At 38.3% G+C, this 22,013-nt stretch carries 21 protein-coding genes and 1 pseudogene; 16 read left to right on the plus strand and 6 right to left on the minus strand.

The genetic code is table 11. The annotated features are described in order from the left end of the window. Positions 1-7 precede the first annotated feature (7 nt). The 3 genes from ABN080_RS15365 (at position 8) to ABN080_RS15375 (ending at position 3,872) form a co-directional block, all read left to right on the plus strand. Entirely contained in the window at positions 8-613 is a 606-nt protein-coding gene (locus tag ABN080_RS15365; RefSeq protein WP_072068772.1) for a LysE family translocator, read from the plus strand. Positions 614-1,317: 704 nt separating this feature from the next. Then, complete coding sequence (locus ABN080_RS15370) at positions 1,318-2,178, plus strand: SIS domain-containing protein (RefSeq protein WP_349441453.1); 861 nt, start codon at positions 1,318-1,320, stop codon at positions 2,176-2,178. 149 nt (positions 2,179-2,327) lie between these two features. Next, positions 2,328-3,872, plus strand: coding sequence for a methyl-accepting chemotaxis protein (locus ABN080_RS15375; RefSeq protein WP_349441455.1), 1,545 nt, complete (start codon positions 2,328-2,330; stop codon positions 3,870-3,872). Positions 3,873-3,969: 97 nt separating this feature from the next. On the opposite strand, the gene ABN080_RS15380 is transcribed toward ABN080_RS15375, so the two are convergent. The 3 genes from ABN080_RS15380 to ABN080_RS15390 form a co-directional block, all read right to left on the minus strand. After that, positions 3,970-5,712: a methyl-accepting chemotaxis protein gene (locus ABN080_RS15380; RefSeq protein ID WP_349441456.1), complete on the minus strand. Its 1,743-nt coding sequence runs from the start codon at positions 5,710-5,712 to the stop codon at positions 3,970-3,972. A 540-nt stretch (positions 5,713-6,252) separates the two neighbouring features. Continuing rightward, entirely contained in the window at positions 6,253-7,935 is a 1,683-nt protein-coding gene (locus ABN080_RS15385) for a methyl-accepting chemotaxis protein (protein WP_349441457.1), read from the minus strand. Between the two features lie 331 nt (positions 7,936-8,266). Then, positions 8,267-10,198 (minus strand): ABC transporter ATP-binding protein, encoded by a 1,932-nt coding sequence (locus ABN080_RS15390; RefSeq protein ID WP_349441458.1) that lies wholly within the window; start codon positions 10,196-10,198, stop codon positions 8,267-8,269. 121 nt (positions 10,199-10,319) lie between these two features. On the opposite strand from ABN080_RS15390, the gene kefG reads away from it, so the two are divergent. The 4 genes from kefG to slyD all read left to right on the plus strand — a co-directional run bounded on the left by kefG (position 10,320) and on the right by slyD (position 13,663). Next, complete coding sequence (gene kefG / locus ABN080_RS15395) at positions 10,320-10,871, plus strand: glutathione-regulated potassium-efflux system ancillary protein KefG (protein WP_072068767.1); 552 nt, start codon at positions 10,320-10,322, stop codon at positions 10,869-10,871. After that, the gene (gene kefB / locus ABN080_RS15400; RefSeq protein WP_197269802.1) at positions 10,871-12,733 is read left to right on the plus strand and encodes a glutathione-regulated potassium-efflux system protein KefB; all 1,863 of its coding nucleotides are present in this window, start codon (positions 10,871-10,873) and stop codon (positions 12,731-12,733) included. The genes kefG and kefB overlap by 1 nt, the downstream gene beginning before the upstream one ends. A gap of 4 nt (positions 12,734-12,737) precedes the next feature. Continuing rightward, positions 12,738-12,941: a YheV family putative zinc ribbon protein gene (locus ABN080_RS15405; RefSeq protein ID WP_072068765.1), complete on the plus strand. Its 204-nt coding sequence runs from the start codon at positions 12,738-12,740 to the stop codon at positions 12,939-12,941. A gap of 89 nt (positions 12,942-13,030) precedes the next feature. After that, entirely contained in the window at positions 13,031-13,663 is a 633-nt protein-coding gene (gene slyD, locus ABN080_RS15410; protein ID WP_349441459.1) for a peptidylprolyl isomerase, read from the plus strand. Between the two features lie 81 nt (positions 13,664-13,744). On the opposite strand, the gene ABN080_RS15415 is transcribed toward slyD, so the two are convergent. Next, positions 13,745-13,963 carry a SlyX family protein gene (locus ABN080_RS15415; RefSeq protein ID WP_349441460.1) on the minus strand — a complete coding sequence of 73 codons (219 nt, stop codon included), beginning with the start codon at positions 13,961-13,963 and terminating at the stop codon, positions 13,745-13,747. A gap of 454 nt (positions 13,964-14,417) precedes the next feature. Here ABN080_RS15415 and fkpA point away from each other — a divergent pair, with 454 nt between their 5' ends. Continuing rightward, complete coding sequence (fkpA, locus tag ABN080_RS15420; RefSeq protein ID WP_072068762.1) at positions 14,418-15,167, plus strand: FKBP-type peptidyl-prolyl cis-trans isomerase; 750 nt, start codon at positions 14,418-14,420, stop codon at positions 15,165-15,167. A 98-nt stretch (positions 15,168-15,265) separates the two neighbouring features. Here the strand turns inward: fkpA and ABN080_RS15425 are convergent, their stop codons facing one another. After that, positions 15,266-16,147, minus strand: coding sequence for a DMT family transporter (locus tag ABN080_RS15425; protein ID WP_349441461.1), 882 nt, complete (start codon positions 16,145-16,147; stop codon positions 15,266-15,268). Between the two features lie 144 nt (positions 16,148-16,291). Then, positions 16,292-16,450, minus strand: coding sequence for a hypothetical protein (locus tag ABN080_RS15430; RefSeq protein ID WP_196554349.1), 159 nt, complete (start codon positions 16,448-16,450; stop codon positions 16,292-16,294). 345 nt (positions 16,451-16,795) lie between these two features. On the opposite strand from ABN080_RS15430, the gene ABN080_RS15435 reads away from it, so the two are divergent. From ABN080_RS15435 to ABN080_RS15470, 8 genes and pseudogenes are all read left to right on the plus strand, one after another. Next, positions 16,796-17,500, plus strand: a complete 705-nt coding sequence (locus ABN080_RS15435) for a helix-turn-helix transcriptional regulator (RefSeq protein ID WP_023583301.1) — start codon at positions 16,796-16,798, stop codon at positions 17,498-17,500. A gap of 9 nt (positions 17,501-17,509) precedes the next feature. Continuing rightward, entirely contained in the window at positions 17,510-17,905 is a 396-nt protein-coding gene (tusD, locus tag ABN080_RS15440) for a sulfurtransferase complex subunit TusD (protein WP_196554348.1), read from the plus strand. Positions 17,906-17,913: 8 nt separating this feature from the next. Further along, positions 17,914-18,273 (plus strand): sulfurtransferase complex subunit TusC, encoded by a 360-nt coding sequence (tusC, locus tag ABN080_RS15445; RefSeq protein WP_349441462.1) that lies wholly within the window; start codon positions 17,914-17,916, stop codon positions 18,271-18,273. Between the two features lie 31 nt (positions 18,274-18,304). Continuing rightward, the gene (tusB, locus tag ABN080_RS15450) at positions 18,305-18,598 is read left to right on the plus strand and encodes a sulfurtransferase complex subunit TusB (RefSeq protein ID WP_196554347.1); all 294 of its coding nucleotides are present in this window, start codon (positions 18,305-18,307) and stop codon (positions 18,596-18,598) included. A gap of 127 nt (positions 18,599-18,725) precedes the next feature. Continuing rightward, a complete protein-coding gene (gene rpsL, locus ABN080_RS15455; RefSeq protein ID WP_004236497.1) occupies positions 18,726-19,100 on the plus strand; it encodes a 30S ribosomal protein S12 in 375 nt (124 codons plus the stop codon). 99 nt (positions 19,101-19,199) lie between these two features. Continuing rightward, positions 19,200-19,670, plus strand: a complete 471-nt coding sequence (gene rpsG / locus ABN080_RS15460) for a 30S ribosomal protein S7 (RefSeq protein ID WP_004246897.1) — start codon at positions 19,200-19,202, stop codon at positions 19,668-19,670. Positions 19,671-19,752: 82 nt separating this feature from the next. Next, positions 19,753-21,867, plus strand: coding sequence for an elongation factor G (gene fusA / locus ABN080_RS15465; protein WP_196554346.1), 2,115 nt, complete (start codon positions 19,753-19,755; stop codon positions 21,865-21,867). A gap of 68 nt (positions 21,868-21,935) precedes the next feature. After that, positions 21,936-22,013: pseudogene (locus ABN080_RS15470) on the plus strand (GTP-binding protein); the annotation flags it as partial.

The raw sequence follows: 22,013 nt of genomic DNA on the forward strand, positions 1-22,013 counted from the left end.
GCTCGCTATGACAATTAGCCTTATTTTTTCTTTAACTATTTTCTTGTTTATTGCTGCTATCACACCTGGACCCAACAACTTATTACTTACTTCATCAGGCGCTAATGTCGGTTTTAAAGGCTCATTAAAGCTTATGGCGGGTATTATGCTGGGAATGCAATGTGTTTTACTTAGCTCGGCATTTGGTGTGGCTGCATTACTGATTATTTATCCTGCATTGCATATAGGATTAAAGATAATCGGGAGTGCATACTTACTTTGGCTTGCTTGGAAAACAGCGACATCATCTTATCAACGTTTAGATATCCCTGCAAAAACGCCACAAGCAGTAAGTTGGTTTCAAGGTGGATTATTACAATTTCTCAATCCTAAAGCGTGGATGATGGGATTAGGGGCAGTTGGGAGCTTTAGTTTATCTGGTGATGCCTATTTTAGCTCAATTATCGCGATGAGCATTGTGATGGTGATAGTGAATTTTGTTGCAGGCATTGTTTGGATTTTAGGGGGAACCTTAATCAGCTTATTTTTACAAAGCAGAAGGTCTTGGTTTATTTTTAATATTTCAATGGGATTATTAACAGCGCTCTGTGTTCCTTTGATTTGGATTGAATAAATAGCTATAAATCAATGAGTAACTTAATTATTTTGATTTAAATAATGCTTTTTTAAGTTTGGTTGACATGATTGTTCTCAACACCCATCAAAAAAAGAGTATAAATCTAGTGAAAGAGAGATCTATGATCGCCTGTTATCACGGGTATTTATGTTAAAGTGCTCTTTTATATAAGGTGGGAATAAAACTACCTCATTTTATATAAACGTGATTATTTAACATTTTCATTTATCTAAATTTATACTTTAAAGTGAAAAATAATTCTCGCGAATAGGAATTATTTATTCCTCTTTACTGGTTGTAATTAAAGAAAATTTTATTGTATATATGTTTTTAGTGTGTTTTTTTATTGTTATAACTTAATAAAAGCGTTTAAAAACGCAATATTATTGAATATATATATAGATTGAATTTATATTCTCTTATTGACCAAAAAGAATAAATTATTATTAAAAATTGGAAAAAAAACAAATTAAGTATTATAGAATATCGTGGTTAATGAAGAAAAGCAGATAAAAAAGATAATTATAAACCTATTATAAAAGTAAGTATTTTAATAATAATATTACTTTTTATAATTCATTGTTTATGTTCTTTTTTTTATTTATTTTTATCTGAAAACCTAAATAGCTTTAGGTTTCAAACTCTTTATCAAGAATGATCCCATATATAACGATATAGTACTCGAAGTGGATATTGTCATTATGCCAACATTAACAAAAATTGCTTGGATCAAGCCAGGTATGGCTACAAATCAGCGTAAAATAGCAGATTATATTTTAGATAATCCTGAAAAAATGGTGACACTTTCATCACAGCAATTAGCTGTAATTACGGGTGTTAGTCAGTCTGCTATTGTTAAGTTTAGTCAAAAAATAGGATTCAAAGGTTTTCCATCTTTGAAACTTGCAATAAGTGAAGAGCTAGGCCGGAAAAATGCAGGTACAGGGCAAAATACTAACATATTACATAATCAAATAGGTTCTGATGATAGTTTAGTTGTTATTGCACAAAAACTGGCGCAAGAAAAAAATAATTCTATTAGTGATACAACTCGCCAAATTAATTATTTTCATTTTGAAAAGGTGATCCAGCTTATTGATGAAGCCCAACGTGTTCAAATTATAGGTATTGGTGGTTCTGGGTTGGTGGCTAGAGATTTAAGTTATAAATTACAAAAAATCGGCATTACGACACTTATTGAAACGGATCATCATGTCCAAATATCTGTTGCTCAAATGTTAAGTTCAAAAGACTTACAAATAGTTATTTCTTATAGTGGAAAACGAAAAGACATGTTGGTGGCAGCCTCTGTTGCTAAAAAACAGGGAGCAAAAATTATTGCCATTACAGGAGAAAAGCACTCTCCATTAGGCAGAATTTCTGATTATATATTAGAAACAATTGCGGATGATGGAGAGTGGAGAAGTGCTTCAATCTCATCTCGCACTGCACAAAATACAATAACAGATCTTATTTTTATGGCGTTATTAAAGAAACGTGATGAATGTGCGAAGACATTAGTGTTAAGTTCTCAGGCATTAATTAACAGCCTAGATAATTAAAAATTTTGAACTGATTCAAAAAATTAATATTTAAAGGTAGGTATTTACACTTATTGCTAAAGTTATTCTCCCAATGGCCGAAACGATAGTTATTTAGGCAGTGTTTTTTTGTTGAGATATTTTAATTTCAATGTCGAGGAGAGTAACTAATGCGTAACAATCAACCGGTGACACAGCGAGAATACCCGGTATCTGAAAACGCAACACTGATGTCGACGACAGATCTTGATGGCAATATTATTTATGCCAACGAGGACTTCGTCGAGGCCAGTGGGTTTTCAGTAGAGGAACTAGTGGGAAAACCCCATAATATTGTCCGGCATCCTGATATCCCTTCAGATGTTTTTAAGGATATGTGGAGAACCTTAAAACAAGGCGAAGTTTGGACTGGGATCGTTAAAAATAGACGTAAAAATGGTGATCACTATTGGGTAAGGGCCAATATCACGCCTATTATTCGTCAAGGTAAAATTCAAAGTTTTATGTCGGTCAGAACCTGTGCACTAAAAGAGGAAATAGCACAAGCTTCAGCACTTTATGATGCATTTAATCAAGGTAAATATCCTTCTCACACCTTTTTAAAAGGTGCTTTTGTTTATAAGGGATGGCAACGTTGGCGCTCATGGAATCAAACTATTTCATTAAAAAAACGCCTTCGCCTTTTTATTCTATTCCCTCTACCGTTTATGTTGTTAAGCGCATGGTTTTCTGGCCTATCCAGCTATGCTCTTTTGATGCATGTTGTTGTTTTACTATTATTACTAATGGCAAATGAGCGCATTCTGTATTTTCAAATAGTTAAACCCATCATTCAATTAAATAAACATGCTAATCGAGTTGCAACAGGAGACGAACATAACGTTGCTTACCTTAATCGTATTGATGAAATCGGGATGACTCAGCGTTCAGTTAATCAGTTAGGCCGAATGTTCCGTTGGTTAGTGAATGATGTAAGTCATCAAATTCATCAAGTCGATATTTCTTGTGATCAACTCGCCGCGGGTAATCGTGATTTATATGTAAGAACGGAACAAACAGCCAGTAATGTTGAAGCAACAGCATCTACGATGAATGAGCTTACTACAGCGGTAAGTAGTAATAGTGAAACTGCGGGGCAGGCAAATAACCTTTCTAATATCACCTGTGATGCGGCGATAAAGGGAGGCAATGCAATGGATAATATAGCCAATACTATGAATGATATTGCGAAAAGTTCAGAGCGGATCAGCAATATTATTGGTGTAATTGATAGCATTGCTTTTCAAACCAATATCCTTGCATTGAATGCATCAGTAGAAGCTGCTAGAGCAGGCGAACAAGGACGAGGTTTTTCTGTGGTGGCGACTGAAGTGAGGGAGTTAGCACAACGCAGTGCAGAAGCAGCTAAAGAGATCAAAAAATTGATTAGTGCTTCAAGTAGTAATATCAAAGTTGGTTCAAAACAAGTTAATGAGACGGTCAGTACGATGGAGGATATTGTCGTACATGTCAAAAATGTGACCGATTTAATTGGTGAAATTAGTCTTGCTTCATCCGAACAAAGTGCGGGACTAAAGGAGTTAGGCCGTGCAGTTGAAAAATTGGAATCGATTACGCATGAAAATGCTAACTACGTTTCTAAAGCTTCAATGATTTCAGGTGAAATGAAAGTACAAACTAATTACTTAGTCAGTGCAATTAATGTATTCCATTAAGTTGTAATTATTAGGAAATAAAAGAAAAAGACACCTACTAAAAATAGGTGTCTTTGTGTTTATCTAAATCATATTTTAATCATGAAAAAACGGTGAGTTAAAAGCTTGTCCAATCATCGTCTTCATCATTTTTAACTGATGCTCCTTTCACGAAATTCTTCTCTTTTATGTCATCCTTGGTGGTGTTTTTTATTTTTTCTTCTTTTGGTTGCAGTGATTTTTCAGAAGAGAATGGTTTTTCGATTATGATATGTTGTGATTTTTTATTGTATTGCTCACTTTCAGCGGTTTTAAATTGCTCAACGATCTGTTCAAGATTGCCAGCTTCTTCGGTTAGTAAACTAGCAACAGAGGAGGATTGTTCAACCATGGCAGCATTTTGTTGGGTGGCTTTGTCCATTTCTGTAACCGCAAGAGAGACTTGGGTTATCCCACGTGTTTGTTCTTCAGATGCCGATAAAATTTCTGTCATTGAGTCTTCAACATGTTTTACAGATGTCAGTATTTCACCCATAGAAATACTGACTTGTTCAACAAGATCATTACCATGACGAACTCGACTTATTGAGGCATCAATTAATTCTTTAATTTCCTTCGCTGCTTCAGCACTGCGTTGTGCTAACTCTCTCACTTCAGTCGCCACCACAGAAAAACCACGCCCTTGCTCACCCGCTCTAGCTGCTTCAACGGCTGCATTTAAGGAGAGAATATTGGTTTGAAAGGCAATACTGTTGATAACGGCGGTGATTTCGCCAATCTTTTGTGAGCTATCGGCAATATCCGTCATGGTTTTCACCATGCGATTAGTGACATCGCCCCCTTTACTGGCAATATTTGATGTTTGATTGATGAGATGTGAAACTTCTCGAGCGCTTTCGGTATTGTTTCTCACTGTTGCTGTGAGTTGTTCCATACTCGATGCGGTTTCTTCTAATGCGCTAGCTTGTTCTTCAGTACGGCAAGAAAGATCGGTATTGCCTGCTGATAATTCTTGAACACCTGTGTAAATATGATGACTTGTTCCTCGAATAGCATTCACAATTAATGAGAGCTCAGTGCGCATATACTGAATACCCGTAATTAATTGGTCAATTTCATTATTTCCTCTTGCTGTGATGTCTTTATTTTCTAATAAATTCCCTTGTGAAATTTCTGACATATAATCCACGATTTGATTGATACGCAAAACAATATTTCGACGTATCCAAAGTACAACAAGAACTGTAAAAAGAATAAAAATAAACATAAAAATAAACGCTAAAATTAATGTGCGTTCGTAATTACCTTGTGCGGCTTGTGTTGCATGGGTCACCACATTATCACTGAGGTAATCTGTTGCTTCATAGAGGGATTGAGTAAAACGCTCATTAGTATTATGAGCATAAAGGGATTGAAAGCCGTAGTAATCTCGAATTTCTAAACATGAGGCAAGCTGATCAAGATCGTAAATAACACGATTAAAAAGTTTTTTCATACTTTCTATTTTTTCAGGATCAAAGTTGGCGTTAGTTGCAGAAGTAAAGTATGAGGTAATAATACGTGTAATTTCTTGTTTTCGTTGTGGGTAAGTGGAAAGAAATTGGGTGATTTTATCTTCTGCAATGTCAGGAGTGAGATGGGCTTCAAACATAACATTAAGCATATCTTCACGTAATTTATTTAACTCCGCATAACCATAATCCATCGTTTTTATCTGTTCAAAGCCATTCGCTAATTGTGAGATCCGCTTATTTGTTAAACTCGCATCACGGATACTCATTGCACCAGAGAAGAGTTGAATAGTGCAAAACAGTATTAAAATAAACATTAAGCCATTAGATATTTTTATTCGTTTCAGCATAGCCTTACCTATTTAATTGATTTGTAGGACACACAGCAAGGAGCGATAACTATTTATCAATTAAACTTATTCGGCTTAATATTTAAAAACTTTATTATTTCTACTCTATTTAATAGTAAAGACGACTTATATTTCTTTTTTTAGCTTTAATTATCAGCTAATGGCCAAAATATTCTAATGATTTATATAAAAGACCATAAGTATATTGGCTTACTCATTTTTTATGTTAATCGATATAATAATAAGTATTTGTAATGATTTTGCTGAATAAGAGAGCAATAATGAGCCGTGTTTTTTCTTTATTTATCGATTTATCTTATGATAAGTGAAATAAACGTATTGATTTCGAAAATACTCTCAATATTTCTTAAAAAGCGTTCTTTTTTCTGTATAAAAAACGGTCACTTTTTTATGTTTATGCGCGGGAGAATTGAAATACTCCCAGAAATTAACTGGGAGTATGGTAGGTAGAGGTTTTGTTATATGTAATTGACTACTTATTATACCGAGCGTTTACTTTCTTTTTTATAAGAGATCAACTTAAAAACTTTCCCAATTATCATCGGTTTCATGGTGATTTGCCTTTATTGTCGGCGTTTTAATCGCTTCTTTTTCTTGCGATTTTGCTGAGAATGTGGGGAGTTTCGTTGGGGTCGGTTTTTCATTCTCAACTTTAAATGTATTGACGATGATATCTAACATGCTGGCTTGTTCACTTAATGTGGCAGAAGCCGCAGTTGATTGTTCAACCATAGCTGCATTTTGTTGAGTTGCCTTATCCATCTCATTAACAGCAAGACTAATTTGTGCAATACCTCGAGTTTGTTCTTCTGATGCAGATAGAATTTCTTTCATTGAACCCGAAACATGATTAACGGATGTTACAATTTCACCCATTGATAAACTGACTTGTTCAACAAGATCATTACCTTGTCTTACCCGTAAGATTGTGGATTCAATAAGCTCTTTGATCTCTTTAGCTGCTTCAGCACTTCGTTGAGCCAAGTTACGTACTTCACTTGCTACTACAGAAAATCCTCGGCCTTGCTCGCCAGCTCTCGCTGCTTCAACGGCTGCGTTAAGGGCTAAGATATTGGTTTGGAATGCAATATCATCAATAACAGCCGTAATTTCACCAATCTTTTGTGAGCGATCGGCAATATCTGTCATTGTCATGACCATTTTATTACTGTGTTCACCACCTTGAACGGCGATATCTGCAGTACTCATCACTAACTCTGTGACTTCACGAGCGCTTTCTGTGTTATTGCGAATGGTTGCAGTCATCTGCTCCATACTGGATGCTGTTTCTTCTAGCGCGCTAGCTTGTTCTTCAGTTCGGCTGGATAAGTCATTATTACCTGCAGCAATCTCTTGTACACCTGTATAAATAGCCGCACTACTATTTCGGATAGAGCTTACCATCTCTTTTAATTGTGCGCGCATTTGCTGTAATCCCAGCATTAACTGATCTATTTCAGTATTACCTGAAATGTCACTGTCCACACGACTGACTAAATCTCCTTTGGCAATTGTTTCTTGATAGGAGATCATTTGATTAATACGAGCAATGATATATTTACGGATCCAAATAAGAACTAATGTGGTGAAAATAAGGAAAATACCCATGAAGGTAGACGCTATCCACAGCATGCTGTAATAGTTCTTTTCCGCTTCAGTCACTGACGGATTAACCACTTCATCGGTAATAAAGTCTGTGGCTTCATACAGTGAGTTAGTAAAGTTAGTATTCGCTGGGCTTTTTAATATCAATCGAACAGCATTAGTATTTCGTTCACTTAAATATTGTGCCAATAAATCAAGATCAGCTCGACTTTTTTGATAAAGCTGTTTGATTTGTGCCATACGTTGCTGATCGAAACCTGTTTGAGCGGATAACTCAACATACTCATTCATCAAAGCATCAACTTGTGCCTTACGTGCTGGCATGGTTTGCATAAATGTGGTGATGTTTGCATCTTCTGCTTGAGGATTTGATATATAGCTAAATGCTTGCGCAATAATATCCGTACGCAATGTATTCAACTCCGCATAGGTATTATCCATTGTGCGTAGTTGATCGAAACTGTATGAAATTTGCTTGAGTTTATTTTGAGTCTGGTAGGCATCGTGAATGCTTTGTACTCCAGAAATGATCTGAATAATACAAAACAGAGTCAGGACACACATTAAACCTTGAGAGATTTTAATTCGTTTTAACATAACCCTACCTATTAGCTTTGCCTTTTTGTCGGTAAGTGGGAGGTCCACTTAGCAGAATGATTAATTCGGCTGGAATGTTAGAAACTTTAGTGTGAAAGGATTTATTTCCCTTACTTAATATGAATAGTCAGAAAATAAACATTAGATTGTTATTTTTACTGGGGTATTGTCAGATAGGGTGAGATTATATTTTGTGTAAATAGTGCTACTGTAAAATGATATAAATCCCTTAAGTAAAATGAATTGTATAAATTTTAAGAATGAATGATGGGATAAAAATAAAGGAACTATTTTACTTAAAACAGTTCCTTTTTTAATGAATGATAGATTATTACTGAGAGCCAAATGTGTTTGTCATCTCTTCCAATGTTTCCTGTAATTCCATCCATTCCATTTCAACGTCTTCAAGTGCTGACTTTGCGATACCTTGTCGGCTTAAACAATCTGAAAGCTCATTTTTACGGCTGATATCGTAAATGCCACTGTCAGAAAGTGCTGTTTCAATGAGAGTAAGCTCTTGGCTAAGTTTATCCATTTTACTTTCTAAGGTGGTCAGTTTTTTACGTAACGGTTGAGTTTGTTGTCTAAACTCTGCTTCTTTACGTTTTTGTTCTTTTTTGTCTTGCGCACTTAAATTTGTCGTCGTGGTATTATCTTTATCTTGCTGATTTTTATTGGCTTGTGTTTCTTGGCGATTTTGATCAACTAACCATTGCTGGTAATCATCCAGATCGCCATTAAAAGGCTCAACTTGACCATCGTGAACAAGATAGAGGTCGTCAGTGGTTGAACGCAGTAAATGCCTATCATGCGATACCACGACAATTGCGCCTTCAAAGCTAATTAACGCTTGAGTCAACGCTTGACGCATATCTAAATCGAGGTGGTTAGTTGGTTCATCCATTAACAGCAAATTAGGGCGTTGCCAAACTAAAAGAGATAACACTAAACGCGCTTTTTCACCGCCAGAAAACTGACCACACGCATCTGTAACCTTATCGCCATGGAAGCCAAAACCTCCAAGATAGTCACGTAATTTTTGTTCAGTCTCTTTAGGAGCTAAGCGAGTTAGATGTTGTAGTGCTGACTCATCGGAGCGTAGAAATTCTAATTGATGCTGTGCAAAGTAACCCAATTTAATGCCTTTTGAGAGAGCCATTTTCCCTTGTAATGGTTCAAGCTCCCCAGCAAGTAATTTGATTAAAGTCGATTTACCTGCACCATTTCGCCCTAATAATCCAATACGTGATCCAGGAATTAAATTCAGTTTAATATCATTAAGAATAATTTTTTCACCATAACCGGCACTGACTTTTTCCATCGATAGTAGTGGATTAGGTAAACTTTCAGGTTGGCGGAAGCTAAATTGGAATGGGTTATCAGAATGAGCTGGAGCAACGCGCTCCATTCGCTCAAGCATTTTCACTCGGCTTTGTGCTTGTTTCGCTTTAGTCGCTTTCGCTTTAAATCTGTCGATAAAACTTTGTAAGTGTGCAATTTTTGATTGCTGGTTTTCAAACAAAGCTTGTTGCTGAGCGAGTTTTGTTGCTCGTTGCATTTCAAACGAAGAGTAGTTACCTGAATATTCAAAGATTTTTTCTTGTTCGATATGCAAGATTTTATCCACGATCGGATCAAGAAAATCACGGTCATGGGAAATCAAAATTAAGGTGCCAGCATAGCTTTTTAGCCATTTTTCAAGCCAAATAACAGCATCTAAATCTAAGTGGTTGGTAGGCTCATCGAGTAATAGTAAATCAGAGCGACAAATTAATGCTTGCGCTAAGTTTAAACGCATTCTCCAACCACCTGAAAATGATTTTACAGGTTCATTTAGTTGTTGTTGGCTAAAACCAAGACCATTTAGTAAGGTTGCCGCACGAGATTGAATTGTCCATGCATTAATGGCATCTAATTGCCCGTGAATAAGTGCAATTGCGTGACCATCGTTTGTCTCGTTAGCTTTTTGTAATCGTTGTTCTAACTGGCGATATTCTCTATCACCATCAATAACATAATCAATTGCGGGTACATCAAGTGCAGGTGTTTCTTGGTTAACCCACGCCATAGCCCAAGTACTGGGAAAGGTGACATTCCCCGCTTCTGCTTGAAGCTCACCTTTTAATAAAGAGAGTAATGTGGTTTTACCACAACCATTTTTGCCGACTAGACCAATTTTTTGCCCTGGATTAATTGTTGCACTGGCATTATCCAGTAACACTCTGACACCACGGCGAATTTGCAAAGAAGAAAAAACAATCATAAATATCGTCTATTAAGAGTATGTAAATTAATATATAGAGTAAGTTGTTCGTAACAGTTGGTCACAATGCGTGCATGGTAACGGAAAAAATGGTTTCTGACACGTTTTGTAAGGAGGAATGATGTCAAACGCATCAAATGTATTACTGGTGTATGTTCATCCCGAGCCGCGCCAATCCATTGCTAATAAAGCATTAATCAAGGCGGTGAGGGATCTAGAGAATATAACTATTCATGATTTATATGCTACTTATCCTGATTTTTTTATTGATATACACCATGAGCAATCCTTGTTGTGCAAACACCAAGTGATTGTTTTTCAATTTCCATTACAAACATATAGTTGTCCAGCATTATTAAAAGAATGGCAAGACAGGGTACTAACACGTCCTTTTGCAAATGAAAGTGGATGGTCACATTTAAAAGGAAAAGCATTCCGCTGTGTTGTGACCACAGGTGAACCTGAATATGCTTACCAACATAATGGAAAGAATCACTACACACTCACAGAATTATTACGTCCTTTTGAATTAATGGCAGAAATGTGTGGTATGCGTTGGTTATCACCCATGATTGTGTATTCAGCAAGGCAACAGTCTAAAACGACATTGACGCATATTGGAGAGGCTTATCGCCATTGGTTAAGTGCGCCACTTGAAGGAGAGCATGTCTAATGGAAGATAACTGGATGATTAAAGCGGTTCTCTTTTTCCTTTGTGCTGCGGTGATCATGGTACCGATTGCACAACGTCTTAAAATTGGTGCCGTACTGGGTTACTTAATTGCAGGTATTGCCATTGGTCCTTGGGGGTTAGGGCTGTTTAAAGATGTCGATAACATCTTACATTTTGCTGAACTCGGTGTGGTCTTTTTGATGTTCATTATTGGATTAGAGCTAAATCCAGCCAAGCTGTGGGAATTAAGACGCGCTATTTTTGGTGTCGGTTCAATGCAGGTGGTTTTCACCGCCTCTATTTTCTCAGGACTTATTCTTGTTTTAACCTCTTTTTCATGGCAGGCCGCCGTTATTGGCGGATTAGGTATTGCGATGTCTTCAACGGCTATGGCATTACAGCTTATGAGTGAAAAAGGGATGAATCATAATGAGGGCGGGCAGTTAGGTTTTGCAGTTCTGTTATTCCAAGATATGGCAGTGATCCCTATTCTTGCTGTTATTCCGCTACTTGCTGGGGAAACTGCTAGCAGTGATTGGTATCGTATTGGATTAAAAGTTGCCTCTTTTGCTGCGTTATTGGTTTGTGGGCGTTATTTATTACGTCCTCTGTTTCGTTTAGTTGTCAAATCGGGTGTAAGAGAAGTCTTTACAGCTGCCGCATTATTAGTCGTGCTAGGTGCGGCTATTTTTATGGAAACTCTCGGTTTTTCAATGGCAATGGGAACCTTTATTGCTGGTGTATTATTGGCGGATACAGAATATCGGCATGAATTAGAAATTTCTATTGAGCCTTTTAAGGGCTTGTTACTGGGCCTCTTTTTTATTTCTGTCGGCATGTCTTTAGATATAGGTATCTTATGGCGCTATTTACCAGAAGTTTTACTGGGTGTGCTTATTCTAGTCATTGTTAAAGCTTTGATACTTTACGGTATTGCATGGTTAGCTGGATTACGATTTTCTACACGTTTACAATTTTCATCAGTATTAAGTCAAGGTGGTGAGTTTGCCTTTGTTGTTTTTTCAACATCAATGGCAATGGGCGTTTTAGATAGTCAGCAGATGGCATTGTTGCTGGTGGTTGTCACGCTTTCTATGATGACAACGCCACTTGTGATGCAAATGACAGACGCTGTATTATCTCGCCGTTATAATGAGCCTAAAACAGACGAACAGCCTTTTGTTGAAAACAATCATCCAGAAGTCATTCTTGTTGGTTTTGGTCGAATGGGACAGGTTGTAGGGCGTTTGTTGATGGCTAACAAGATTAACGTCACCGTCTTAGAGCATGATGTGGGAAGTTTAAGCACCATGCGTAAATATGGCTATAAAGTTTATTATGGTGATGCTACTGATCTCAATTTATTACGTGCGGCGGGTGCGGAACACGCAAAAACGATTGTAATCACTAGTAATGAACCTGAAGCGACGATGGAAATTGTTCACCTCTGTCAGCGACACTTCCCTAATTTGCATATTATTTCCAGAGCAAGGGGACGTGTTGAGGCTCATGAATTGCTTAAAGCGGGTGTAACAGATTTTAGCCGAGAAACATTTTCTAGTGCTTTAGAACTAGGGCGTAAAACATTAATTGAATTAGGTATGCATCCTCATCAAGCTTATCGAGCACAACAGCATTTTCGTCGTTTAGATATGCAATTACTTAGAAAGCTGGTGGATGAATCACCTGAAGAAGTTTCCAATGTCTCTCGTGTAAAAGAAGCAAGGCGAGAACTTGAAGAACTTTTTAGTGAAGAAATTCGTCAAGAACATCACCAACCGGATATTTGGGATGAGTCTTTAACCGAGGATATTCCTCAAATAAGTAAAGAAAAAAGATCTATTGATAAACAGGAGAACTGACCCCATGTCTGCAACCCGTAAACGCTTTATCGCTGGAGCTGTGTGCCCACACTGTCAAGCTCAAGACACACTCAAAATGTGGCGCGAAGATAAAGTTGATATTGTGGAATGTGCTCAATGTGGCCATCAGCAACGGCAAACAGACGGTGAAGTTAATTCACTTGTTCGTGAAAATGAACAGGTCATTGGGATCTTTACACCACAATAATTGTAGGTTTTTTTGATATAACCCGATACAGAAGATTTATTTTTCGTTACAATCGGGAAAATTTTGCCCACGGGTATGTAGGAGATGTCATGAAAGTAGCAAACGACTTGGTAGTTAGTCTGGCTTATCAAGTAAGAACAGAAGACGGTGTTTTAGTTGATGAGTCCACGGTAAGCGCACCGTTAGACTATCTGCATGGCCGTGGTTCTTTAATCAGTGGTTTAGAAAATGCATTAACAGGTCGCGAAGTCGGTGATAAATTTGACGTAGAAGTGGCTTCTGATGATGCTTATGGCCAATACGATGAAAACTTAGTTCAACGCGTACCAAAAGATGTTTTTGTTGGTGTTGATGAGTTAGAAGTTGGCATGCGTTTTCTTGCTGATACCGATCAAGGTCCAGTACCAGTAGAAATTACAGGTATTGAAGGTGACGAAGTTATCGTTGATGGTAACCACATGTTAGCAGGCCAAAACCTGAAGTTTCATGTTGAAATCGTTGCAATTCGTGAAGCGACTGAAGAAGAATTAGCACACGGTCACGTACACGGTGAAGAAGAAGAGCACGAATGTTGTGGTGGCCACGGTCACGGTGAAGAAGGCGGATGCTGTGGCGGTGGTCATGGCCATTCTCACGGTGAAGAAGGTGGATGCTGCGGTGGCGAAGGTCATGGTCATGGTGGTCACGGCCACGGTCATGGCGGTTGCGGTTGCCAACACTAATCTTTCTAAAGAAAGATCAAAAGGAGCGCTTAAACGCTCCTTTTTTGTTTTTTCTGATTACGCTAAAAAGAAAATTATCACTTAATAGTGTGGGGGAGGCGTTTCATCTTCAGGTCTTGCAAGTATTGAGGATTGAGATGCTTTTAAGCGTTCAGTGACAATCTTTAATGCTTCTTTAAAGCGATTAATTTCAATTTGTTGCTGTGTGACCACCTGATTTAACTCTTCAATTGTCGCATCTTGGAAAGCAACTTTGCTTTCTAATTGTATGAGCAAGTGCTCTACTTCCTTAATATCCATTGTGTTTTTCCTCCTTTAAAATGTCGAATTACGACGAATGAGATTAACAAAATTGTGAAATTTAATCTTATTTACTGATATATACACAGGAAGACATAAATCTGGTTTGAGATAAAAGACTATTTTGTTAATGTGATAACACTCTGTGCTGGCAAAAATCCTAACATTAACTGTTAAGAGTGTCGGCAAATTTTTTAAATTCATATAAAATTGCTACCCGCGGATAGATTTTACTCTAAATATTTCGAGGTGCAGCTAGGCGACAAGAGAATAAGTCATTAGACGCATATATACGTTGACGAGTGCGAATAAATGCAATCAACAACGTGACAACTTGAAGTATGGCGAGTACATACCGCAATGACAGCAAGATGTGATGCAAAACGTTTTAGTGAAGATCTATGATCTTTGTTTGTAAAACGTAGCGATTCACTAACATATACTGGAGAATGGGATGAAATCTTTATTAAAAACGACGTTGCTGGCAACAAGTTTAGCTTTCGCATTCAGTGCACCTCAAGCATTCGCTGAAGAAGCAGCTAAAGTGCCAACATTAAATAGCGCATTTAAAACTCAAAATGAGCAAAATGCCTATGCGTTAGGCGCGTCGATGGGTCGCTACATGGAAGCTGCATTACAAGAGCAAAAAAATATTGGTATTACTTTAGATTCTAAACAACTGCTGGCGGGTGTTCAGGATGCATTTAACAGTAAATCAAAACTATCAGATGCTGAGATTGAATTAACCTTAGCGGCTTTTGAAGATCAAGTTCGCACAGCGGCTACAGCGAAAATGGAAAAAGAAGCAACCGAGAACAAAACTGCGGGTGATAAATTCCGTACAGAATTTGCTGCTGAAAAGGGTGTAGTCAAAACAAAATCAGGTTTACTGTATTTAGTTGAAAACCCAGGTAAAGGTAAAACTCCAACAGATGCTGATCGCGTTACTGTACACTACAAAGGTATGTTGATTGATGGTAAACAGTTTGATAGCTCTTATGATCGTAATGAGCCTCTGACAATTAGCCTAAAAAGTGTTATTCCAGGCTGGACTGAAGGCATGAAATACATCAAAGAAGGCGGTAAAATCAAGTTAGTTATTCCACCAGAATTAGGCTATGGCCAACGCGCAACAAGTGGTATTCCAGCTAACTCAACATTAGTATTTGAAGTTGAATTACTGAGTGTTGAAAGCGATAAGTAATTCACTTATCACGAAAGAAAAAATGCTGACATCAATGTCAGCATTTTTATTTCTAATTATAAAGCTCATTAATACACATAGCTTACGAATAGATAATATTAATCTACTTGTTCTTCAACAATAATAGCTTTGGGTTTTTTAAAGACAAACAGCAAGCCCACAATGATTGCTCCCATTCCTGCTAAGCTGAGTAAAGACATTTTATTACCTAAGAAGATGTAATCCATTAATGCTGTCACTCCAGGTACTAAATAAAATAAGCTCGTCACATTAACTAAATTACCTGTTGTGAGTAAGCGATATAGCAGCAACTGAGCAACAACAGAAATGATAATAGCCAGCCAAAGAACAGGAATGATAAAGCCAATATCGAATGAAGCATCAAAAGGTTGAAATGGCACAAATAACAAACACAGCACGAGGCTAACTACATATTGCAAAGGCAAAGCATCCATTGGTGCTAATTGTAATTTTTTTTGTGAAATCGCACCAAAGCTCATACAAAGTAAAGCAACTAACGCATAAATCATCCCTGTTAATGAAAGTGCTGTATTAAATAAACTTTGTGCAACTACCAACACTAACCCAGTCAATGCGATTAAAAGCCCTAGCAGTCGCGTCGCTGAAAAGTTACGTTCAATTATCCATAATGTGATAATGGGTTGTACGCCCATGATTGTGGCTAGCATTCCAGGTGTAATGCTATTGGCGAGCGCTAAAAGATAACAAATAGAATAACCACCAATAATTAATAGACCGACCCACGCTGTTTTTAAGCGACTTCCTTTCGGTGGCAAAAAGCGATGGCGCTGAATACACAAAAAAGAAAGAAACGCCAAAGCGATAATAAAACGCCAAGTCAAAATAGCAAATGAGCTACCATTATCTAAACCCCAGCGAGAAAAGATAGCACCGCTACTCCATAATAAAACAAATAATGACGTTGGACCGAATCTTGTCCAATATTGACGTAAGTACATGATGATACACCTGTAAACTGAGCAGTAAAATAGCTTGATTATTTTTAGTCATGGTTGGCGATTGATAAAGCATCAATAAATAAACGTAAATAACATATCAATCTAGTCTGTTGGTTAAATACGCGATTAAGCTGATTAAATAGATCAAGCGATATAAGTTGCAACAATAACCGTTGTATTGACTACAACCACTTTCACAGGTGGAGGTGGTGAAGAGAGAGTTTCAATAGGCATAGAAGCAACAGAAATTAACCCCATTATTGATGAAGTTTGCTGAGATTGGCATATCATCAGTATATTCATGGGATTAATCACTCGTTAAAATAACAATAATTTGGAATATAGGTAATCTATTCAATAGTGTCAATCTTTATCCAGACCCTCTTTAAAAGTGAAATCTTCAAAAATATAGGGGTGTTGATACAAAAAGATAAAGAAAAACGAAAAAAGCTGTGACCTATGACAAAGCTCTTATTCTAAGGCACTTGACGTAGATCTTTTGACGATCTAACGTCAGAATTGTGCCCTAATTCAGTTTTTATATTTAAAATTTTTTAATATTAAATTGATTCGCAGTGACGAATCGTTATAAAAAATAGAACCTCAAGTCATTATCATAATTAAAGCCTTTAAGGATTATATAATCAAATGTCTAGCCCGTTATTTAATGGTGACAGCAGCGAGTTTGAAAAACTAGATAGCCGACCTTTTACTCAAACTGATCACGAAATATTGAAGTCCTATGAAGCAGCCGTAGATGGTTTGGCCATGCTCATCGGCAACCATTGCGAAATCGTATTGCACTCTCTGGAAGATTTGAAATGTTCAGCGGTTAAAATCGCGAATGGAGAACATACTGGTCGTAAGATTGGTTCTCCAATTACCGATTTAGCATTACAAATGTTACATGATATCACAGATGAAGATTCAAGTTTTTCAAAGGCTTATTTTACTAGAGCGAAAAGTGGTGCATTGATGAAATCGATCACGATTGCAATTCGTAATCGTGAACGTCGTGTCATCGGTTTATTATGTATTAATATGAACCTTGATGTTCCATTCTCTGAAATAATCAAAACTTTTATACCTGAAGAAACACATGAAGTTGCTTCTGATGTTAACTTTGCTTCATCTGTTGATGATTTAGTGGCTCAAACATTAGAGTTCACAATTGAAGAAGTGAATAATGATCGTGAAGTGGCCAATAACGCAAAAAATAAACAAGTGGTATTAAGTCTTTATGAAAAAGGTATTTTTGATATTAAAGATGCCATTAATCAAGTTGCTGATCGACTGAATATCTCAAAACATACTGTTTATCTCTATATTCGCCAGTTTAAAAATGGAGAGTAGGGCAACATTATGAGCTCCTTGACATATTGTTTAGTGGTAACAGGGCCTCATTATGGAACTGAACAAGCTTCAAGTGCCTATTTGTTCGCCAATGCCCTTCTTGAAAAAGGGCATAAAATTGCGCAAATTTTCTTTTATCGGGAAGGGGTGGTAAATGCTAATAAGTTAGTATCACCCGCAAATGATGAATTTGATCTTCCCAAGGCGTGGATAACATTGGCGAAAAAACACCAAATTCCTTTGCATGTTTGTGTTGCAGCTGCGCTACGCCGAGGAATTATTGATAAGGAACAGGCAAAAGAGCAAGGAATTGATAATCATAATATGGCAATGGAGTTTGAACTCAGCGGGCTGGGTTCACTTGCTCAAGCGATGTTGACTTGTTCGCGTGTGGTGCAATTTTAATGAAAAAAATGAATTCAATCGCATTTCTTTTTACACAGGCACCGCACGGTAATAGTGCTGGACGAGAAGGTCTGGACGCTTTGCTCGCAACCTCTGCGTTAACAGAAGATATTGGTGTTTTTTTTATCTCAGATGGTGTGTTTCAATTGGTTGAAAATCAACAACCTGAAGGTGTGTTATCACGCCATCATGCGGCAACTTTTAAAGTGCTCCCCTTGTATGATGTGACAAAAGTCTATATATCACACCAAGACATGGCTCATCGTGGATTATCCTCTCAAACTTCTTTTGTGTTGGATGCACAAGTGATATCACATCAAGATATTACTCAAAAATTGAGTGAATATGATGTGGTATTACGCTTTTGATACAGAACTTAGGCAGGAAGGTTGAACGGTTATGTTGTATACTTATTCCGTCTCTATTTATCAAAGTGATTTAGAGGCTTTTTTATCTTTATTGACAAAAGAAGATGATGTTTTGTTAATACAAGATGGTGTATTGGCAGTTCTTGAGGGCAATCCTTTATTAAAATATTGTCTTCAACAGCAAATTTCAGTTTACGCATTAATTGATGATGTTTTAGCTAGAGGCTTAAAAGATCAAGCATCTCATCATATTAAACTCATCAGTTATGGTGATTTTGTCGATTTAACGGTAAAACACCCCCAACAAATTCATTGGGGAGCGTAGAATTGCTGTATAATTCTTGACACATGAGCCCTTCAGCAATAAAATTCTGCGTCCTCATGTTTTGTCTTGTTGACAAGACAGAGTTCAAATCCGTGTTTACGAAGCAAAAACCAGGAGCTTTTTTTAAATGGCAACTATTAATCAGCTGGTACGCAAATCTCGTAGCTCGAAAGTTGTTAAAAGCAACGTTCCAGCTCTGGAAGCTTGCCCGCAAAAACGTGGCGTATGTACTCGTGTATATACTACCACTCCAAAAAAACCAAACTCAGCACTGCGTAAAGTATGCCGTGTGCGTTTGACTAACGGTTTCGAAGTTTCTTCCTACATCGGTGGTGAAGGCCACAACTTGCAGGAGCACTCCGTAATCTTAATCCGTGGTGGTCGTGTTAAAGACTTACCAGGTGTGCGTTACCACACTGTTCGCGGCGCGCTGGACTGTTCTGGTGTTAAAGACCGTAAACAAGCTCGTTCTAAGTACGGTGTGAAGAAGCCAAAGGCTTAATGGTTCTCCGTTAAGTAAGGCCAAACATTTTTTCACCAATAATGTCAAAATAAACTCATTGAGTTTTGGACAACCCTGAATTTTAAACGGAGTATTTCCATGCCACGTCGTCGTGTAATTGGTCAACGTAAAATTCTGCCAGATCCTAAGTTCGGATCAGAACTGCTGGCTAAATTTGTAAACATTCTGATGGTAGACGGTAAAAAATCTACTGCAGAATCTATCGTATATAATGCGCTTGAGACCCTGGCTCAGCGTTCAGGCAAAACTGAACTGGAAGCGTTCGAAATCGCATTAGATAACGTACGTCCTACTGTGGAAGTTAAATCCCGCCGTGTTGGTGGTTCAACTTACCAAGTTCCAGTTGAAGTACGCCCAGTTCGTCGTAATGCATTAGCAATGCGTTGGATTGTTGAAGCTGCTCGTAAACGCGGTGATAAATCCATGGCTCTTCGCCTGGCAAATGAATTATCTGATGCGGCTGAAAACAAAGGCGCTGCTGTTAAGAAACGTGAAGACGTTCACCGTATGGCAGATGCAAACAAGGCGTTCGCACACTACCGTTGGTAATCCACGAAGTAGTTGTCGCAACTCTTTTCAGGACAGCTCTGCTGTCCTTTACCTGAATTGAACGCCCACGAGAGAGGAAAAAATGGCTCGTCAAACCCCCATAGCACGTTACCGTAATATCGGTATCAGTGCGCACATCGATGCCGGTAAAACCACTACAAGTGAACGTATTCTGTTTTATACCGGTGTAAACCATAAAATTGGTGAAACTCACGAAGGTTCAGCAACAATGGACTGGATGGAGCAGGAGCAGGAACGTGGTATTACTATCACATCCGCAGCAACTACTGCATTCTGGTCTGGTATGGCTAAACAGTTTGAGCCTCACCGTGTAAATATCATCGACACCCCAGGACACGTTGACTTCACAATCGAAGTAGAACGTTCTATGCGTGTTCTTGATGGCGCGGTTATGGTTTACTGTGCAGTTGGTGGTGTTCAGCCTCAGTCAGAAACAGTATGGCGCCAGGCTAACAAATATCATGTACCACGTATCGCGTTCGTTAACAAAATGGACCGTATGGGTGCAAACTTCCTGCGTGTTGTTGAACAAATCAAAACACGTCTGGCAGCAAACCCAGTTCCACTGCAAATTCCAGTAGGCGCTGAAGAACATTTCACCGGTGTTGTTGACTTAATCAAAATGAAAGCAATCCGTTGGAATGAAGAAGACCAAGGTGTTACTTTCGAATACGAAGACATTCCTGCAAATCTGCAAGATTTAGCTGAAGAATGGCACAACAACCTAGTCGAATCAGCTGCTGAAGCATCAGAAGAACTGATGGACAAATATCTGGGCGGTGAAGAGCTGTCAGAAGCAGAAATCAAAGCTGCTCTGCGTAAACGCGTTCTAGATAACGAAATTATCCTGGTTACCTGTGGTTCTGCATTTAAGAACAAAGGTGTTCAGGCAATGCTGGATGCGGTAATTGAATACCTGCCAGCACCAACAGATGTTCCTGCTATCAATGGTATGTTACCAGACGGTAAAGATACTCCAGCAGAACGTCATTCAAGCGACGAAGAGCCATTCTCATCTCTGGCATTCAAAATCGCTACTGACCCATTTGTTGGTAACTTAACATTCTTCCGTGTGTACTCTGGTGTTGTAAACTCAGGTGACACAGTTCTGAACCCGGTTAAAGACAAAAAAGAACGTTTTGGCCGTATTGTTCAGATGCATGCTAACAAGCGTGAAGAAATTAAAGAAGTTCGTGCGGGCGACATCGCTGCTGCTATCGGTCTGAAAGACGTAACTACAGGTGATACTTTATGTGCAATTGATGCACCAATCATCTTAGAACGTATGGAATTCCCAGAGCCAGTAATCTCTGTTGCTATCGAACCTAAGACTAAAGCTGACCAAGAAAAAATGGGTATCGCTCTGAACCGTCTGGCTCAAGAAGATCCATCTTTCCGCGTATCAAGCGACGAAGAAACTGGTCAGACTATCATTGCTGGTATGGGTGAGCTGCACTTAGACGTGTTAGTTGACCGTATGCGTCGCGAATTTAAAGTTGAAGCGAACGTAGGTAAACCACAGGTTGCTTACCGTGAAACTATTCGTGATACAGTAACTGATATCGAAGGTAAGCACGCGAAACAATCTGGTGGTCGTGGTCAGTACGGTCATGTTGTTATCGACCTGTCTCCATTACCAGCAGGTGGTGAAGAGAACTACGTATTTATCAACGATATCGTTGGTGGTGTAATTCCTAAAGAATTCATCCCAGCTGTTGATAAAGGTATTCAAGAACAGCTGAAATCTGGTCCATTAGCAGGTTACCCTGTTGTGGATATTCAGGCTCGTTTACATTACGGTTCTTACCATGATGTTGACTCCTCAGAAATCGCGTTTAAAATTGCCGCATCAATGGCATTTAAAGACGGCTTCATGAAAGCTAAGCCAATTCTGCTTGAGCCAGTCATGAAAGTTGAGATTGAAACGCCAGAAGATTACATGGGCGACGTTATCGGTGACTTAAACCGTCGTCGTGGTATGGTTGAAGGTATGGACGATCTGCCTACCGGTAAGATCATCCGTGCTCAAGTACCACTGGCTGAAATGTTCGGTTATGCAACTGACCTGCGTTCACAAACTCAGGGTCGTGCTTCATACTCTATGGAGTTCTTGAAGTACAACGAAGCGCCTAGCAACGTCGCTCAGGCTATTATCGAAGCTCGTAAAGCGAAATAAGATCCTTTCGAGTTCAATTTAGTTTACGCTCCCTCTAATAAGAGGGAGCGATATTAAGGAATATAGTCGTGTCTAAAGAAAAATTTGAACGTTCAAAACCGCACGTTAACGTTGGTACTATCGGCCACGTTGACCACGGTAAAACT

Origin of the sequence: Proteus sp. fly-1089 (assembly GCF_040138965.1) — a bacterium.
GTDB lineage: Bacteria > Pseudomonadota > Gammaproteobacteria > Enterobacterales > Enterobacteriaceae > Proteus > Proteus vulgaris_B.

Coding starts and splice junctions, on each gene's coding strand:
- ABN080_RS15365 (WP_072068772.1), top strand. CDS start 8: ATGACAATTAGCCTTATTTTTTCTTTAACTATTTTCTTGTTTATTGCT.
- ABN080_RS15370 (WP_349441453.1), top strand. CDS start 1,318: ATGCCAACATTAACAAAAATTGCTTGGATCAAGCCAGGTATGGCTACA.
- ABN080_RS15375 (WP_349441455.1), top strand. CDS start 2,328: ATGCGTAACAATCAACCGGTGACACAGCGAGAATACCCGGTATCTGAA.
- ABN080_RS15380 (WP_349441456.1), bottom strand. CDS start 5,712: ATGCTGAAACGAATAAAAATATCTAATGGCTTAATGTTTATTTTAATA.
- ABN080_RS15385 (WP_349441457.1), bottom strand. CDS start 7,935: ATGTTAAAACGAATTAAAATCTCTCAAGGTTTAATGTGTGTCCTGACT.
- ABN080_RS15390 (WP_349441458.1), bottom strand. CDS start 10,198: ATGATTGTTTTTTCTTCTTTGCAAATTCGCCGTGGTGTCAGAGTGTTA.
- kefG (WP_072068767.1), top strand. CDS start 10,320: ATGTCAAACGCATCAAATGTATTACTGGTGTATGTTCATCCCGAGCCG.
- kefB (WP_197269802.1), top strand. CDS start 10,871: ATGGAAGATAACTGGATGATTAAAGCGGTTCTCTTTTTCCTTTGTGCT.
- ABN080_RS15405 (WP_072068765.1), top strand. CDS start 12,738: ATGTCTGCAACCCGTAAACGCTTTATCGCTGGAGCTGTGTGCCCACAC.
- slyD (WP_349441459.1), top strand. CDS start 13,031: ATGAAAGTAGCAAACGACTTGGTAGTTAGTCTGGCTTATCAAGTAAGA.
- ABN080_RS15415 (WP_349441460.1), bottom strand. CDS start 13,963: ATGGATATTAAGGAAGTAGAGCACTTGCTCATACAATTAGAAAGCAAA.
- fkpA (WP_072068762.1), top strand. CDS start 14,418: ATGAAATCTTTATTAAAAACGACGTTGCTGGCAACAAGTTTAGCTTTC.
- ABN080_RS15425 (WP_349441461.1), bottom strand. CDS start 16,147: ATGTACTTACGTCAATATTGGACAAGATTCGGTCCAACGTCATTATTT.
- ABN080_RS15430 (WP_196554349.1), bottom strand. CDS start 16,450: ATGAATATACTGATGATATGCCAATCTCAGCAAACTTCATCAATAATG.
- ABN080_RS15435 (WP_023583301.1), top strand. CDS start 16,796: ATGTCTAGCCCGTTATTTAATGGTGACAGCAGCGAGTTTGAAAAACTA.
- tusD (WP_196554348.1), top strand. CDS start 17,510: ATGAGCTCCTTGACATATTGTTTAGTGGTAACAGGGCCTCATTATGGA.
- tusC (WP_349441462.1), top strand. CDS start 17,914: ATGAATTCAATCGCATTTCTTTTTACACAGGCACCGCACGGTAATAGT.
- tusB (WP_196554347.1), top strand. CDS start 18,305: ATGTTGTATACTTATTCCGTCTCTATTTATCAAAGTGATTTAGAGGCT.
- rpsL (WP_004236497.1), top strand. CDS start 18,726: ATGGCAACTATTAATCAGCTGGTACGCAAATCTCGTAGCTCGAAAGTT.
- rpsG (WP_004246897.1), top strand. CDS start 19,200: ATGCCACGTCGTCGTGTAATTGGTCAACGTAAAATTCTGCCAGATCCT.
- fusA (WP_196554346.1), top strand. CDS start 19,753: ATGGCTCGTCAAACCCCCATAGCACGTTACCGTAATATCGGTATCAGT.